The organism is Rhizocola hellebori, from assembly GCF_016862955.1.
Classification (GTDB): domain Bacteria; phylum Actinomycetota; class Actinomycetes; order Mycobacteriales; family Micromonosporaceae; genus Rhizocola; species Rhizocola hellebori.
Genome location: NZ_BONY01000064.1, coordinates 1 through 15,383, shown reverse-complemented (window position 1 = coordinate 15,383; position 15,383 = coordinate 1). Strand labels below are relative to the sequence as shown.

At 64.7% G+C, this 15,383-nt stretch carries 14 protein-coding genes; 7 read left to right on the top strand and 7 right to left on the bottom strand.

Translation table 11 applies throughout. The features are described from left to right. Positions 1-25: 25 nt before the first annotated feature. From Rhe02_RS36225 to Rhe02_RS36210, 4 genes are all read left to right on the top strand, one after another. Positions 26-1,219, top strand: coding sequence for a cytochrome P450 (locus tag Rhe02_RS36225; RefSeq protein WP_203912977.1), 1,194 nt, complete (start codon positions 26-28; stop codon positions 1,217-1,219). After that, complete coding sequence (locus tag Rhe02_RS36220; protein ID WP_203912976.1) at positions 1,165-2,463, top strand: MFS transporter; 1,299 nt, start codon at positions 1,165-1,167, stop codon at positions 2,461-2,463. Before Rhe02_RS36225 ends, Rhe02_RS36220 begins: the two co-directional genes overlap by 55 nt. Before the next feature lie 236 nt (positions 2,464-2,699). Then, positions 2,700-3,377 carry a hypothetical protein gene (locus Rhe02_RS36215; RefSeq protein ID WP_203912975.1) on the top strand — a complete coding sequence of 226 codons (678 nt, stop codon included), beginning with the start codon at positions 2,700-2,702 and terminating at the stop codon, positions 3,375-3,377. Between the two features lie 571 nt (positions 3,378-3,948). Further along, entirely contained in the window at positions 3,949-5,064 is a 1,116-nt protein-coding gene (locus Rhe02_RS36210; protein ID WP_203912974.1) for a PxKF domain-containing protein, read from the top strand. Between the two features lie 462 nt (positions 5,065-5,526). Here the strand turns inward: Rhe02_RS36210 and Rhe02_RS36205 are convergent, their stop codons facing one another. Continuing rightward, positions 5,527-5,820 (bottom strand): hypothetical protein, encoded by a 294-nt coding sequence (locus Rhe02_RS36205; protein WP_203912973.1) that lies wholly within the window; start codon positions 5,818-5,820, stop codon positions 5,527-5,529. 67 nt (positions 5,821-5,887) lie between these two features. Here Rhe02_RS36205 and Rhe02_RS36200 point away from each other — a divergent pair, with 67 nt between their 5' ends. Then, positions 5,888-6,871: a helix-turn-helix transcriptional regulator gene (locus Rhe02_RS36200; RefSeq protein ID WP_203912972.1), complete on the top strand. Its 984-nt coding sequence runs from the start codon at positions 5,888-5,890 to the stop codon at positions 6,869-6,871. Between the two features lie 22 nt (positions 6,872-6,893). Here the strand turns inward: Rhe02_RS36200 and Rhe02_RS36195 are convergent, their stop codons facing one another. The 5 genes from Rhe02_RS36195 to Rhe02_RS36175 all read right to left on the bottom strand — a co-directional run bounded on the left by Rhe02_RS36195 (position 6,894) and on the right by Rhe02_RS36175 (position 11,268). Continuing rightward, a complete protein-coding gene (locus tag Rhe02_RS36195; protein ID WP_203912971.1) occupies positions 6,894-7,262 on the bottom strand; it encodes a hypothetical protein in 369 nt (122 codons plus the stop codon). 62 nt (positions 7,263-7,324) lie between these two features. Beyond that, positions 7,325-8,617, bottom strand: coding sequence for a lanthionine synthetase LanC family protein (locus Rhe02_RS36190; protein WP_203912970.1), 1,293 nt, complete (start codon positions 8,615-8,617; stop codon positions 7,325-7,327). Next, entirely contained in the window at positions 8,614-9,657 is a 1,044-nt protein-coding gene (locus tag Rhe02_RS36185) for a T3SS effector HopA1 family protein (RefSeq protein WP_203912969.1), read from the bottom strand. The genes Rhe02_RS36190 and Rhe02_RS36185 overlap by 4 nt, the downstream gene beginning before the upstream one ends. Beyond that, complete coding sequence (locus Rhe02_RS36180) at positions 9,654-10,766, bottom strand: phosphotransferase (protein ID WP_203912968.1); 1,113 nt, start codon at positions 10,764-10,766, stop codon at positions 9,654-9,656. Before Rhe02_RS36180 ends, Rhe02_RS36185 begins: the two co-directional genes overlap by 4 nt. A gap of 43 nt (positions 10,767-10,809) precedes the next feature. After that, positions 10,810-11,268, bottom strand: coding sequence for a hypothetical protein (locus Rhe02_RS36175; RefSeq protein ID WP_203912967.1), 459 nt, complete (start codon positions 11,266-11,268; stop codon positions 10,810-10,812). Between the two features lie 139 nt (positions 11,269-11,407). Here Rhe02_RS36175 and Rhe02_RS36170 point away from each other — a divergent pair, with 139 nt between their 5' ends. Beyond that, positions 11,408-13,060, top strand: coding sequence for a glycosyltransferase family 4 protein (locus Rhe02_RS36170; RefSeq protein ID WP_203912966.1), 1,653 nt, complete (start codon positions 11,408-11,410; stop codon positions 13,058-13,060). Positions 13,061-13,065: 5 nt separating this feature from the next. Here Rhe02_RS36170 and Rhe02_RS36165 read toward each other — a convergent pair whose 3' ends face one another. Next, positions 13,066-13,713 (bottom strand): class I SAM-dependent methyltransferase, encoded by a 648-nt coding sequence (locus Rhe02_RS36165; protein ID WP_203912965.1) that lies wholly within the window; start codon positions 13,711-13,713, stop codon positions 13,066-13,068. Between the two features lie 445 nt (positions 13,714-14,158). On the opposite strand from Rhe02_RS36165, the gene Rhe02_RS36160 reads away from it, so the two are divergent. After that, the coding region (locus Rhe02_RS36160; RefSeq protein WP_203912964.1) for a peptidoglycan DD-metalloendopeptidase family protein at positions 14,159-15,383 on the top strand (1,225 nt) is incomplete at its 3' end.

The following is a 15,383-nucleotide window of genomic DNA, read 5'->3' as shown; positions in this document are numbered from 1 at the left end:
TTATCTCATGCAAAGAGATGTTTCGATGACTAGATCCACGCGGGACTTCCCGTTTGGTCCGGCGGTCGGCCTCGACCTGGACCCGATGTTCCTTAGGCTGCAGCAGACCGAGCCGGTGTCACGTATCCGATTGCCCTACGGCGGCGTGGGCTGGCTGGTGACCCGGTACGCCGACGCGAAACTGGTGATGACGGACGCGCGATTCAGCCGGGCGGCCGCAGTCGGACCCGATACGCCGAGGCTGTCGCCCGCGCCGGGCGGCGCCGCGTCGATGGTGCTCATGGATCCGCCCGAGCACACGCGCGTGAGGCGGCTCGTGTCGAAGGCGTTCACACCGAAACGGGTCCACGAGATCACCCCGCGCGTGCGGCAGATGGCCGACGAGCTGCTGGCTGACATGCTGCGCAAGGGTCCGCCCGCCGATTTGGTCGAGGACTACGCCCTGCCGCTGCCCGTCATGGTCATCTGCGAGCTTCTGGGGGTGCCTTTCGGTGACCAGAACCAGTTCCGGGAATGGTCCACCGTCGTCATGTCCACCACGGCGTACACGCCGGCCGAGGTCGACGCGGCGATCACCGCGTTCTCCGAGTACCTGTGGGACCGTATCGACGAGCGGCGCGAGCACCCCGGCGACGATCTGCTCAGTGCCCTGGTCTGCGCCCGCGACGAAGGCAAGAGCCTGTCCGAGGCCGAACTGGTGACCATCGCCGGTACCCTTCTGGTCGCCGGGCATCAGAACACCGTGAACCAGATCGCGAACTTCACCTACCTGCTGCTTGCGGACCCCGAACTCCTGTCGCGGATCAGGCAGGAGCCGGACATCCTGCCGACTGCCATCGAGGAGCTGCTGCGGTTCGTGGCGCTCGGGCATGGCGTGAGCTTCGCGCGCGTCGCGACCGTGGACGTCGAGCTGTCCGGAGTCGTGATCGCTGCCGGGGACGCCGTCCTGGTATCGCCGCAGGCCGCGAACCTGGATCCGGCGCAGTTCGACGATCCGGGGCAGCTGCGCCTCGACCGGCCCGACAACCAGCACATGGCGTTCGGCGCCGGGATGCACCACTGCCTCGGTGCGCCGCTGGCTCGCATGGAGCTGCGGGTCGCGTTCGAGCGGCTGCTGGACACGCTTCCCGGTCTGCGTATGGCCGTTCCGCCGCAGGAGGTGCAGTGGAAGACAGGACTGCTGGCGCGCGGGCCTATCGCCTTGCCCGTGGCCTGGTAGCACCGACCGAGTTCGGTCTGCTGTGGACGGCCACCACCCTAAGCCAGCTGGCTGTCCGGGTGGGTGGCATCGCCCTGTCGCTGCTCGCGGTCACCGCCATGGCAGCCACGCCAGTGCAGATGGGCCTGCTCACCTCGGCCCAGCACCTCGGCATGCTCATTGTCGGGCTCCCGGCCGGCGCGATGATCGACCGGTACGCTCGCCGCCGCATGATGGCCCGCATGGACGGCGTACGCGCGGCGCTGGTGGCCGGTGTGGCGCTCGCGTGGTGGACGGGGGTACTGACGTGGCCGCTGCTGCTGGCATCCGCGCTCGCGGCCAGTGTCGCGTCGGTGTTCTTCGACGTCGCCCAGCAGGCGTACCTGCCCAGTGTCGTGGCGCGAACGCAGCTGGTCCGGGCGAACACCCGGCTGCAGGGCACGTCCTCGGTGCTGGCGCTAGGCGGCTCCGCGGCTGGCGGCGTACTGGTCAGCCTGCTCAGCGCCGCCGGTACCGTCTTCGCCGGCGCCGTCGGTTACTTCGCGTCGGCCCTCACCTTGCGGTTCATGCACGGCGACGATCCCTTGCCGTCGGCTGCCCGCACCGGGATGGCAGCCGAGATCCGCGCCGGTTTCGGCTACGTGTGGCGGGACCGCGCCTTACGGGCGATCGCGCTGTGCACCGCCAGCGGCAACTTCTTCATGTCCGCGTTCATCGCCGTCATGCTGCTGTTCCTCGTACGCGACCTGCACATTCCTGTGTACGCGGCCGGCCTGGTGGTCGCCGGAGCCGGAATCGGCGGTGTGGTGGCGGCGGCGACCACCAAACGCTGGGTCGACCGGTTCGGCCAGGCGCGTACCGTCGTGCTGTCGCTGGCGCTGACACAACCGTTCGCCCTGCTGACACCGCTGTCTGCGCCGGGCTGGCGGATCGCGCTGTTCATCACCGGATGGTTCGTCACCGGATACGGCAGCACGCTGTACAACATCAGCCAGGTGTCTTACCGGCAGGCCGTCTGCCCCGACGAACTTCTCGGCCGCGTCAACGCGTCCAACCGCTTCCTCGCCTTCGCCACTCCCGCCGTCGGTGCCCTGCTGGGCGGAGTACTGGCGGATGTCACCAGCCCACGCACGACCCTGCTGATCGCGGCCGCGGGCCTGGTCTTGGGTGTGGGCTGGCTGGTCGCCTCACCCCTCGCCCAGCAGCCGCAGCCCACACTCGTCGACGGCGTCGAGGGCATCGGCAGTGCCCGGGGTCTCTCCTAGCCATTGTCCAATGAGGACAGTTTGAGTCACTGCGTCCGCAGGGGATCGCCCGGCTGAGGATCGCCGCCGCCGATGACCTCGAAGTAGGGCAGTTGGGCGCCGGTCAGTCCGGGCTTTGCGCACATCGCTGCGGGATCACGGCTTTTCGGCTGCGCTCATCGACACCGTCCCCGGCGATGGTGACCTGATCGTCGGTGTGTTTGCCATGTCGCATGACCCATGTATCAAGGTTGCGGTTGCCCGCTCTAGTAGGCGTGACCAACCACCAGCCCAGCTCGGGCCGCTTCCGGCGAGCGCTTGGCCCGCGTGCCAACGTGACCGTGCCTGACCTGTCGCCCGGCCTACTTCAGATCACTGCGGCCGACCGCCGCCGCGCGGCTGTCGCCGCACACTCCTCGATCGACATGGGAAAGGACACGACCATGCATGGCTGGACCAGCAAACCACTCGCCAAGTCAGCGACGGCACTGTTGATGCTCGCGGCCCTCGGCTGCGGATTCGGCAAGAATACGCAGACACCACAGTCCAACGATCGCCCCACGCAGCCAACAACGACGGCACCCCGGCGCGACAGCCCCTCACCCGCAACAGCGCCGAAGACGGACGCCAGATTCACGGTGACACGGCGAGGGCTGACCGGCGTCGACCCTTCGAACATGAAGGTGTCATGCAGCAACATCGACTACCCGGTCATCCTGAAGGACGCGAGCGCGCCATTCCACTGGAAGATCCGCAAGGACAGCCGGCTACGGGATGTGTTCACCGTTCCCGCCGAAGGCGACCTCACACCAGGCCAGCAAACCATCGTCCGAGTCAAGGGCAACTACGACGGCAGGCCCGGCGACGAGCTGATCGTCCAAATCTGGTCGGAGGAATCCACGCAGAGCGCCGGTATCCAAATGTACTGCCGGTAAGCCAAGTCACTTGGGGTTGAACAAATAACTGCCGCAACACGCAGGTCGGCCCCAACCGCAAGGCCGTCGGTCTCTGCGAACACGGGTGTCCACTCTCGACAGACATTGGGTCACCTCGGCCTACCCTCTTGTGCTCCCCATTGCCTCACGCAACGGCGCGCGGCTTCTGGGGCTTGTCACGCAGGGAATGCCGCACCGAGACATGATCGCGCGAAGCGAACGCGATCATGTCAGCGTCACAAAATGGAATACCTTTCGCATACAAGGTCGGGTCAGGCCGGCTCTCTTCGTCGTCCTGCCCTTTACCAATGGCCATACGACCACGGCTCGGCTCCAAAGAGTGGGCCGAGAGCGTACCGGGATTGGATGATCGTCAACCGGCGGCGTGTCTCTTTCGGCTGCCCGCATGGTCGGGTCTGCGCGGTCCGGCAGATTCGCTTAGTAGATCGGGTTCCTGATTGGGTTAATCATCGGCGTGTTGGATCAGAAGGGTCTATGGATTCACGTCTGCTCATGTCTTTCGCTACCAGCAGATGCAGTTTCCGCTTGGGCAGTGAGAAAGCGAGGAAGTGTGAAGAGATTCTGGATCGCCGTGGTAACGACATCTGCGTTGGTGCTCGCCGCTGGCGCGATCATTAAAGGTTCTCCCGGCGACACTGAGAAACTTCAGCTCGCCAGCACGGCCTGTCTGACACCACCAGACGGGATCGTGAGCTGGTGGACCGGCGACGGCAGCGGTACCGATATCGTGGGCGGCAATGACAGCACCAACTTCGGCGCGGACTTTGGCGCCGGTTTGGTAGACCAGGCGTACCATTTGGCCGGCGGTGGACCTAGCGCGGCCTACTTCACGGCCCCAGCCGCGCCGGAGTTCGCTGCCGCAACTCAGTACTCGGTAGAGTTCTGGTTCCGTCCGATCATTGAGATTGCCCCCGGTCATCTCAGTGCATACCTGCTGCTGGCGAACGGCCAAGAAAACAGCATCGGCTTGTCCAATGGCGACACTCGGCTGGAGCTGCGTGGTCCCTTGCCGCGCGCGTACTCCGATTCTCTGACCTGGCAAGCAGGAGTCTGGCACCACGTCGGTTTGACTTACCAAAATCCCGGTGGCTACCGTCTGTTTCTCGATGGCGTCCTGGTGGGAACTACGGCCGAAACCCTCTCAATCCTTGCTGGCGCGAGCATTCTGCACTTCGGCTGGATCTTCGTTTCCTATGGCAATCCCGATTCCTTCCCAGGCGACCTGGATGAGATCACCATGTATAGCCGTGCATTGGGTGACGCTGAGATAGCGGCCGTCCATACCGCGGGCAGCGCCGGCAAATGCAAACAGAGCAGCTATCCATTCGCCGGCTTCTTCAGCCCGGTGGACAACCTGCCTGTTGTCAACAGTATGAGGGCCGGCCGTGCGGTACCAGTCAAGTTCAGCCTTGGCGCAGACCTCGGGCTGAATGTCCTCAGTGCTGGCTATCCGAAGTCCGAGCAAGTTGCCTGCGACTCCAGCGCGCTCGTGGACGGTGTGGAGGAAACCCTCACCGCTGGAGGCAGCTCGTTGGCTTACAACCCAATCACCGGTCAATACAGCTACGTCTGGAAGACCAATAACGACTGGAGCGGCACCTGCCGGCAATTGGTCGTCAAGCTCACCGACGGATCTATGCACAGGGCCAACTTCCAATTCAACTGAATGCGTGGTCCACACGCCAGCATGATCACAGTTTGACCAAAGTGATCATGCTGGCCATGGCACGGCCGGCATCCGCCCTGTCGTGAAGTCGGACACTTCGCGAGCTCCATCATTGCGAGTACCACGGAAAGCCTACGGCCGTGATCCGTGTTGGCATGCTCGCACGATCCGCATCGACACGACACCGCGCGCCACTGCCTTGCGGCGCGACGGTGCCGGTTCCGAGTAGGGCTTTACTTCTGCCTGCATCAGCTTCGCCCACGCAGCATGGCAATCGGGCAACTCCAGGACTACGCCCGCTGTGCCGCCACCTCCGCTTACGCCTAACATGCCCGCCGCTCAGATTAGTCGAGGGCGCGGGCCAGCTGCTGCCTCACCTACACTGACATCGAGTCGCTCCAGACCTCACGGTTCCGGCCACGGCCCTTTGCGCGCACGGTGGCCGGATCCGTCGTTCGCGTTCTAGCTTTCGGAATATTCGTCTGCCAGCTCCAGGATCCTGGTCTGGGGCTGGCCGACCAATGCCGGGGCGTTGCCCGTGTTCCACACGCTGGTCTGGAGGAACCCGAGAAATTTCCTCGCCTCTTCCGCCGTCGCGAAGTCCAGATCGACAAGAACATAGTGGGCGTCGTCGACCGGCTGTGCGATGCGATGGCGGCGCACGCCCGCGTCGCGTCGCATCTCGGCAAAGCGGTCGAAGGCCGCTTTCCATACGCCGAACTCGGTGATCGCGTGCTCGATGTGAAGTGTGTTCATGCCTCCATCCTCGGTACGGGCGGTGGCGCCGGCCATCCCAGACTTCTGGGAACCTACGCTTGGCGGTGTGGACTCGCGTACGCTGCGCTCGGCAGTGCTTGATCGGCTACGCCGCTCGGTCGGTTTCGACGCCTATGTTTTTCTGCTGACGGATCCGGTCACCTGCGTCGGCTCGTCTCCGCTTGCCGACGTTTCTGTCGCGCTGCTCCTGCCGCAGCTGCCGACGTTGATACGCCTGAAGTATCTGTCTTCGGTGAACCGCTGGACCTCGCTGGAATCCGTGGCTCGCCTGTCCTCGCCGTCCGCGAGCCTGATGTGGCAGTCGCTGTTGGCTAATTACGGTGTCACAGATATTGCCTCGGCAGTGTTCCGGGATCGGTTCGGCTGCTGGGGCTGGCTTGATCTGTGGCGAGTGGGTTCCTCGTTTACTTCCTCCGATCTGTCGGCGATCGGCGCTGTCGTTCCCGAGGTGACGTCGTCGTTGCGGGCGTGTCAGGCCGCCACGTTCGACGCTGTCGGTGAGACCTCGCCGCGACCCGGCCCGGCGGTCCTGCTGCTCTCCCCATCGCTGGCAGTGCGTGAACAAACGCCTGATACGCATGCGTATCTGCAGGCTCTCCTACCGCCGAGCGCGATTCCGGCGGGGGCGTACAACGTGGCAGCGCAGCTCCTCGCCGTGGAGGCTGGGGTAGACGATCACCCGCCGTCGGCCCGGGTACATCTGACCGATAGCGGGTGGCTGACATTACGCGCGGCACGGCTAGGCGATGACATCGCCGTCACCATCGAGGAGTGCCAGCCGGGCGACCGCCTCGACCTATTCGCGCGGGCGACCGGGCTCAGCACCCGGGAGACCGAATTGCTTTCGCTGCTCGCCGAAGGCTTGGACACCAAAGAGGTCGCCATGCGGATGTTCCTGTCCGAGCACACCGTGCAGGATCACCTGAAGTCCGTATTCGCGAAGGCCGGTACGCGCAGCCGCCGCGCCATCCTCGCCCGAGCCCTCGGCCACCGACGCCGAGACGGACCTCGGAATCCTTTGCTCACATGACCTGCGAGATCAAGGAATAGGGCTACCCACCCAAGACCGAGTCGAAGGCGACCTGCCAGCGCAATTGTCCTGCCACGCCTCGAAAACTCTTTCCGAGCACCGGCTCGGTCATTACTCTCAACATGTGGCGAATAGCGGGTACCACCAGGTGATCGCCGAGGCGCGCCAGCGGCTGGAGGAAGGCGAAGATCTCCAGGATGTGGTTGCTCTGCTTCGATCGCGAGACTCGGGCCTCATGCAGTGCATAGGCGTTGTCAAGGATCTGCTCGGTGTCGATCTCGCGGAGGCCAAACGGATTGTCCTGAGTGGTCCGGCTTTCGCCGACGTGCGCGCAGGCGTCGACGCGTTCTGGGATGCTGTAGCCGAGGCGGCGAAAGAGGCCTGAGGCCAAGGAACGGACCGTTCCGCCGACCTGGTCCGCGTCGAGGACCGGCGGGACTGCCCACCTTGGGCTTAACCCGAAACGGGCAGGCCTGTCGAACCCGCTCTGTTGGCGGTACGGGCGAAGGCGCCCGGTTTCAGCAGGAGGACAGAAGGGACGGCGGGATCGTGTAGCCGCAGGTAGAACAGTCCGATGCCGGCAAGTCCGCACATCAAGCCCGGTGTTGAACCTTCGCGGATTCCGCACGGCCACGGCTGGCTCGGGTGGCTGTGGTGTTCTCGTCCCGCCTCGGCGACCTCTTGCAGCAGGGCTGCCTGTGCGGCCGACGGCTCGTCGAGGATCTCCTGTGCGTGCAGCAGCAGTTCGGCGTTACCGCCAAGGCCATGACATAGCGAGTAGTTGCCGGTGCGGGTGGTCAGCGTGTCGCGGAGCATTCGGCTGGTGGTGGCGATGCCTTGGAGGGCCTCGTCGCGGCAGGCTTCGTCGGCGAACAGCTCGTAAGCGCGTAGCCGGGTCATGGCGATACCCGGGGCGCCGTGGCACCAGGTGCTGATGAACGGCACCGCACGACGGCTGGCACGTTTGGGTACCTGCCGCAGGTCGGGCCAGTTCTGGTGAACCGGGTCGAACAGATGCCGCTCATAGGCGAATGCGCGCTCGCCTGCGTGCCGGTAGCGGGCTTCGCCTGTGCTGCGCGACAGTTCGAGTAGCGCTTGGCCGATCCCGGCTGTGCCGTGAGAGATGCCCGCGAGTGGCGATGTCGAGGGGCCTGTCGAAGGTGCCCAGCAATACCAGTCCTCGGCCTTGACGACCGTGGCAAGGAGCCGGTCGGCGAGCAGGATGGCTTGTTCGACGAGGTCGGTACGCGCGAGCACGTCGCTCAGGATGAGCAGGCTGAGAATCTGTCCAGCCAGGCCCGACATCAGGTCGGCCTCGCGATCGCCGTCAGGATCCGCTGTGGCGGGCTGTTGGATGAGGCGGGCGGCCTGCTCCACGAGCCATGGTTGGTCCAGTCGCATGCCGGCGTAGGCGGCTGCCACGGCGATCCCGGTGCTTCCGATGTACATTCCTGGGCCGCACCGGTCATCTGTGGTGGCTGACGCAAGTGCCTGCCGCAAGGCACCGAGCGCGGCCCGTTTGATCGCGGACGCGCCGGTGGCGGTGTAGAGCTCGGCGAGGAAGTACGCGACACCGCTCGTGCCGCCGTAAAGGTCGGTGCCGAGGGCCGACAACGCCGCGCCGTCCCACTGCGCGTCCGTTTCCGATGCGGGGCCGATCCAGTTGCAGCGCTCGTCGTGCCAGATGGCTGTTCGCACAAGGTCTTGCCCGATGGCGTACGCGACGTCGAGGTGGTCGGTGTTCATCGGCGTCCCGTTCGCTCGGCCGTGGTCAACGTGGCGTAGTCGTCGGTGGAGCCGGGATGCAGGTAGGGCGCATCCGGGTCGATGCCCGCCGCCAGCAGATACTCGAACACGGTGGTCAGGCGCTCATCACTGGTGCGGCAGCCCTTCTCCCCCGCGGCCACGACACCTTCGGCCAGCAGCCCGCAGCGGTGCATGCCGAAACTGCCTCCGTCACCGAAGTCCTCGGCGAGCCCGAGGCCAGGTGCAAGCTGCTTGGTGAACGCCGGTGTGCCAGGTGTAAGCACGTCGCGCAGCTGCGCGTATGCCTCGGCCACTACGTTTCTGACCTGGGTGTGATGACGCTTGGGGTAGTACAGCACGCCGGCATCACAGCGGGCCAAACGCGTTGGGGTGTCGGCAACCTTGAACCGGAAGGGGACTCGTGCCTCGTTTAGCGTGGCGGTCAGAATGCCTACCGCAGGCGCGGTCGCCTTCGGTGTGAGGTTCCAGTACATCCGTACCAAGGGCTCCGCGGCTGAGGGTGGCAGCGCCTCGTTGCCCAATGCTACGTAGAAGCCCGGCGATCGTTCGAACAGTTCCTTGGGTAGCCGGATCGCCACCTCGCTACCGGCGGCACCGGCCTGCGGATTTCCGCCCGTGACTGCGCAGAGATCGTCGGATGTCAGCCAAAGCCGCAGTCCTTGCTGTTCGACGACCGTGTGTGGTCCTTCCTGGCCGTGCACCCGCCAGGATCCCTCCGCGCAACCGGTGCCTGTGTTCGCTTCTGACAGCGCTTGCAGGTACGGCTGGCGAGCCGAGGTGCTGCCCACGGTCGCTTGGACCTCATCGTCTATGGGCACGGGCATACCTGGACAGTAAAAGTTCGTGTAGAGCCGCGTCTGCAGCGCGGTGACCAGGTAGCTTCGCGCGGTTGCGGGGTCCAGCCCTTTCGCCGCAGCCCTGGGCAGCACCCGGTGTAGCCGCCCGAACCACGAATAGGACGTGGCTTGTACCCCGGCTGCCGACACCGCCGAGCTGATCCGGTCGCGATGGGCGTTCATCGCGGATCGTCGGCGCGATCGGGGCCAGCCCCATCGTCGAGTGCCAAGCCGAGCAGGTGTGCCGCAGCCTCCACCGGCCGGGCCAGCATGTTGTGTGCCACCTGCAGATGCAGGACGATATCGCTGGTCAGCGCCCCTGATGACTGAGCGATTTCTCGCGCGGTGTGTACGAGGCGGACGGCGGCGAACCCGACGGTGCCGCGCAGGAGCTGACGCGCGGCGGTCACGTCGAGGTCGAGCGCCTCGACGTAGCCTCGCCAACAGGCCAGGATCGCCGGCTGGACCAGTCCCAGCGGACGTGTCGCCAAAGCCACCGAGCGTGCTTTCGACGCCGTCGCGGACATCGGAATGGACGACAGCCACAGCGAGAGGTAACCGGCCAGCACCGAACCGATGTCCCAGCGCGGGTCGCCCAGACCGGCGAACTCCCAGTCCACCAGCCTCACGCGTGGTCGGCGCCGCTGATGTGGCGAAGCGGTCAGCAGGAAGTTGATCAGCCGGGCATCGTGGTGGATGGGGGTGGTCGCCGACCACGCACGCGCAAGCTCGTCCAGACTCTCCCCGAAACCCGGGGTGCCCTGGATGATCCGGATGAGATCGAGCTGCGCGGCGGTGGAGGTGCGGTACAGCTCCAGGTCCGGCCGATGCGGTGTGAGAAAGCTCAATCGCCTCGGGTGCATCACGAGGCCCTCCCACCGGGCCGCAGGGAGCCGATGCAACGCAGCCAGTGCCGCACCCACCTCGCCGGCGACACCGGTCGGCGGACGGCGCCGGCGGCCGTGGAAGGTGGCCAGATCGACAGCGTCGTGAAGGTACTGCAGGAAAAGCACTTTGCCCTGCGGGTCGTAACCGTGAAACTTCACCAGATACGCATGCATGCTGGGCTCGTCGGCCAACAGCCGGTAAACCTCAGCCTCATTCACCACAGTGTCGAGCTGCCCAGCCTGCGCCTGTTTCAGCAGATGACTGGACGCCTGCCGGCACCGCACACCGAAGTTGTGATTCCTGCTCGACAGCTCACGCACGAGCAGGTCGCCGTCGACGATTGATTGTGGGCTGACCAGCCCACAATCAATCAGGTACCCAGGCACATTCCCCAAGGTGAGCATCTGCGTGTGCTTTTCTCCGTCCCGTAACGCCGGTGCCCGAGGATCACTGCTGGGTCCCACCACCACACGAGGTCCCCAGGGGGGTGTGGCAATACACATGGCCGGAAGGCGTGATACTGATGAGCCGCACTGCACCGCCGACGAAGAACGGGTTGATGGCGGGCACGCCCACGTGGTTGGCGGTGATGGCCCCATCGAGGAACTCGGCCTGGATGTGCTCCGGTTGCGCCTGATGGAGTTGCAAAGTCATGTCTTTGGGAATCCACAGCAGCGTGCCGTGGTCGCCGAGCTGCACGGCGTGCAGGATTTTGTCCTCAGGGATCTCGACATAGCGGTCGAGTGCGGCAGTCAGATACAACCGCCACTTGTCCGGGTGGGTCGACTTGCCGAGGAAACCGCTCAGCACGATCGCGTTGGGTGGCGCCGCGGACGGGTCGGGCATCAGCGCCTGCACAAGCGCATCCTGCGTTAGGTTGACCGGCTTCTGCTTCACCTGCGCCATATCAACTGCCCCCCGCTAGCTTAGCCGATTTAACGTACTAAGTAATATCATCACTAGCTGAGCGCAAGGGCCATTTGGAGTGAATCGGACCGGTGGATCCGGCAATCACCTACCAACGATTCTGAGCCAGGGAGCGCCAATGTACTCCATGACTATTGCCTCACTGCCGTTTCCGATTGAGGCGTACAAAGACGAGCACCCTGCGCAGTCCGGAATCTGGGGAGCCGAAGTCGCCAAGGCGGGACTGCTGCGGGCGGTGCTGCAGCATTCGCAGTGCGAAACCTTGTATTTGCCGTGCACGACCCAGCGTCATCTGTCCGAGGCGATGAATCGACTGATGGCCTACCCAAACCGGGAGCGTGTCCTACCGGTACTCGTCGCCGACTACCCCCATCTCGCGCGCCACGACCGCATGGTGCTTTTTCATCCCGGCTCGTCTGGTGAGGACGGAATCCGGGATCCGGGTCTTCAAAGTCTGATGAACATGCGTGCGTTTGCCGGCAGCGGCCCCCGGCCAGTCGTCGGTGTCACGCACAGCATTTCGGGCGGACCCGGATTTTGGTACGGATTCGGCGCGCTCCTGAAGGCACTGCGCAGCCACGACGCCTTGGTCTGCACGAGTCACGCAGGGCGCGCCGCCGTGCAGCGGCTGACATCGACCGCCTCGGCAGGGTCCCCACCCGAGATGCTCAGCTGTCGATTGCCGGTCATTCCGCTGGGCACCGATGCCACCACGTATCAGCCGGGCGAAAAGACGCCGGCGCGAACACGACTCGGCCTCGCTCAGGATGCGGTGGTGATCCTCTATCTCGGAAGGTTCTCGGCGCACTACAAGGCCGATCTGTTCCCGTTGGTCCTCGCCTTTCGGCGGCTCCCGCCGAGGCAGCGCGCGATCGCCACGTTGGTTCTTGCCGGCGACGACGTGCCGCACCAGATCGCACCCAGGCTGGAGAAATTTGCCGCCGAGTTGGGCGTGGGCGACATGGTGACGGTGATGCCCAATCCGACAAGTGACGTCAAACGCAGCCTGTACGACGCCGCGGACGTCTTCGTGTCACCAACCGACAGCGTGCAAGAAACCTTCGGCCAGACGGTGATCGAAGCGATGGCGTGTGGGCTTCCGGTGATCGCCTCAGACTGGGACGGCCACCGCGACTCGGTGCAGCACGGCGTCACCGGGTTCCTCGTCCCCACGCAATGGGCGGACTGTTTCGAACACCTGCGGCACACACCATTTCTCTGGGAGCCGTTGGAGCTGTACCGGCGCTTGGGCCAGGCGGCATCGGTCGACATGCGAAGCCTTACCGGCTATCTGCAGCAGCTGATCGACAACCCTGCGCTTCGCACGCGCATGGGCGCGCAGGCGCGGCGCCGGGTGCAACAGCACTACGACTGGCCGGTCATTATCCGCCAGTACGAGGCGCTGTGGCTCGAACTTCTGGACCAGGCAAGGGATCGGGCTGTCGAAGCGCCCGGTGACGACCTCGGATTCGACTACCTCGAGACGTTCCGCGCCCATCCGACGTCGTTGATCAGCGCCGACATGCGGGTCAAGGTCAGTACGGAGGGCGCCGATCTGGCCCAGGGCGGGTTGCATTTCCTCCGCATGACCGAGATATCGGAGGAACTGGAGACCTGTGCGAAGATCCTCGCGGTGTGCCCAACCGGCAGCAAAATGCAAATAACCGAACTGATGGCACGCGTGGCCGACGCTACACCCGAGTCGCAGCACCAGTGCTTTCCGCAGATAGCTCAGCTGGTGAAGTACGGCATCCTCGAGCTCGCGGACTGACCGCGTTATCCGCGAGCATCCATGAATGTGGTGCGGATGAGTACCGTCGACTTCGTCTCCCACGCTCCCAGCCGCGGCCACGGGCAGCTGTACCGCAGGACCTCCTCGCCGGGCCAGCTGAACGGCGGCCCCAGCACGTCGACGGGACGCATGAGACCAGTTGGTATGTCTGTGTTGACATCCTCGATGCGCACCACCGCGCCATCGGGCCGATGCAGCTCGGAGCTCACGGTGTTCGTTACCAGAGCCAGGTGGAATCGTCTGAGAAACCTGGCCATGCGGTGAATCTCGCTGTTCGGGAGGTGCTGCAGAACGTCCTTCACGATTAGCAGATCGGCATGGGGCAGTTCGTCCTCGTCGTTCAGGTGCGCGAACCGGATGTTGCCGACCTGGTAGTGCTGTTGATTTCGGGCGATGACCGACTCGACGACGTCGACGCCGAGATACCCCACGCGACTCCAGTCGATCAATCTCGACGAGCGCCAATCTCCACATCCAAGGTCGACGACGGTCTGGATGTTGTTCTGGACAATGAATCGCTCGATGAACACCCGATACTGCTCGGTGTTGGCCGGATCGGAACCCGTACCAGAACCGTTGGCCCACAAGCCATCTCGATAGATCCGCTCGAACACGCTCGCCAACGGGTGCACCTGCCACCTCCTTGGTCGACATGTCCGATCGTAGCAAAGTGAGGGCGACCAGAATGACCGATCTTCGTCGCTGCTTTCCGGAAGATGAGGCCGAACATCGAGCTGCGCAATGGATCCGCCGCAGCTGCGACCCGACCCATGTCGTGAACCCACCCTTTCAAGCGCGGCCGCCGACAGCGACAGCCATCCCGCAACGCAGCGCAGTTGAGTCGGCGGTAAACGTTGGGGTACCTACTGTTACGCCAAGTTCTGCAAATACTCACCCATCTCGCCGCGACGGTCGGAAGAGGTAATGCCCGCTCCTCTTCGGACAACGGTGGTGATCTCGTTAGTCCCTTCTAGATAGTTCGATGTCGGGCGGGGCAGCGGGCGGCGCGCCGTCGTGGCAGACTCCGGTGTGCTCCCACGGGGGGAGATGAACTCGGGGATTCATCGAGGAGACGCCTTGCGTGTACCAGCCTTGCGCCAGCTGGCCAGCCTATGTGTGGCCATCCTGGCCGGTGTCGCCGTTTCGGTCGTCCACGTCACTGCGGCCGCCGCCACCACGCCACGTCCAGCTTTTCAGCTCCCGTTCCTGTGCGGTGAAGCTTGGCGCCTGACCACCTATGACGGGCATGACGACTACGACATCGACTTCTTCGCCGTCAGTGGCCCCACCCCCGGCAGAGCGGTGATCGCCTCGGCTGCGGGCACGGTGGCGTGGGCTGGCTGGGACGGCAAGGACATCAACGGCGTGCCTTACCCTCCGGGGACGGTCGGCACGCAGAGGGGCCTGGGTTACGGAGTCATCATCAACCACGGTGGCGGATGGTTTACCGCCTACGGCCACTTCAACGCGATGCCGCTGGTCAACACCAACCAGGTCGTTCCGCTGGGCCAGCCACTTGGCTTCGTCGGCAAGACCGGCGCCACCCGGATCGAGCATCTGCACTACGAACAGCTTGACGACACCCTCGACCCGGCCAAAACCCGTGGCGTCCGCGACAAGGTGGAGTCTGTCTTCAATGGTGTCTACTCGCACATCACCACCGACGGCAGCGCCTCGACAGGCCCTATCTACGTCGACGACACCACCTCGCCAAGCCAGGAGCGTGTCAGCGCCAACTGTGGCGGCGCACCGATTCCGGCACCACCAGCACCAGTGGTCTCGGTGCCCTCACAGGTTTTCGGTGACAGCATGACGGTGACCGCGACTGTCAACGGCTACGCCACCCGTGTCTCGTTCCTGCTCGACGGCATCCCGATCGGTGAGGCGACCTCGACGCCGTTCACCCTGGGCGTGGACCTGCGCAACGTATCGTTCGACATCCATTCGATCTCCGCCATCGCGGTGGCCTCCTATGGCACCGGCGAGACGCCGCAAAGCCCCATGTCAGCGTTGACCCCCTTCACCCGATATCGCAGCCAGACCGATCCGGGCGCTTCGGCGCAAGTCGACTTCAACGGCGACGGCCGCACGGACATCGCCGTGGCAGGCGTTGGAGGATGGAACTCGATACCGCTGGCGCTGGCGGGCAACGACCTCTCCTTCGCCACTTCCACACCGCTGGTGGGAGCGTTCGCCGACTATGCCGCCAACCCGATGGTGAAGATGGTCCCTGGGGACTTCAACGGTGACGGCCGCACCGACATCGCCTTGACCGGGGTGGTGGGCTGGAACTCGATCCCGT

Bases quoted from the DNA above. Each gene is read 5' to 3' on its own strand.
- Rhe02_RS36170 (WP_203912966.1), top strand. From the start codon at position 11,408: ATGTACTCCATGACTATTGCCTCACTGCCGTTTCCGATTGAGGCGTAC.
- Rhe02_RS36185 (WP_203912969.1), bottom strand. From the start codon at position 9,657: ATGAACGCCCATCGCGACCGGATCAGCTCGGCGGTGTCGGCAGCCGGG.
- Rhe02_RS36190 (WP_203912970.1), bottom strand. From the start codon at position 8,617: ATGAACACCGACCACCTCGACGTCGCGTACGCCATCGGGCAAGACCTT.
- Rhe02_RS36180 (WP_203912968.1), bottom strand. From the start codon at position 10,766: ATGCTCACCTTGGGGAATGTGCCTGGGTACCTGATTGATTGTGGGCTG.
- Rhe02_RS36205 (WP_203912973.1), bottom strand. From the start codon at position 5,820: ATGAACACACTTCACATCGAGCACGCGATCACCGAGTTCGGCGTATGG.
- Rhe02_RS36175 (WP_203912967.1), bottom strand. From the start codon at position 11,268: ATGGCGCAGGTGAAGCAGAAGCCGGTCAACCTAACGCAGGATGCGCTT.
- Rhe02_RS36225 (WP_203912977.1), top strand. From the start codon at position 26: ATGACTAGATCCACGCGGGACTTCCCGTTTGGTCCGGCGGTCGGCCTC.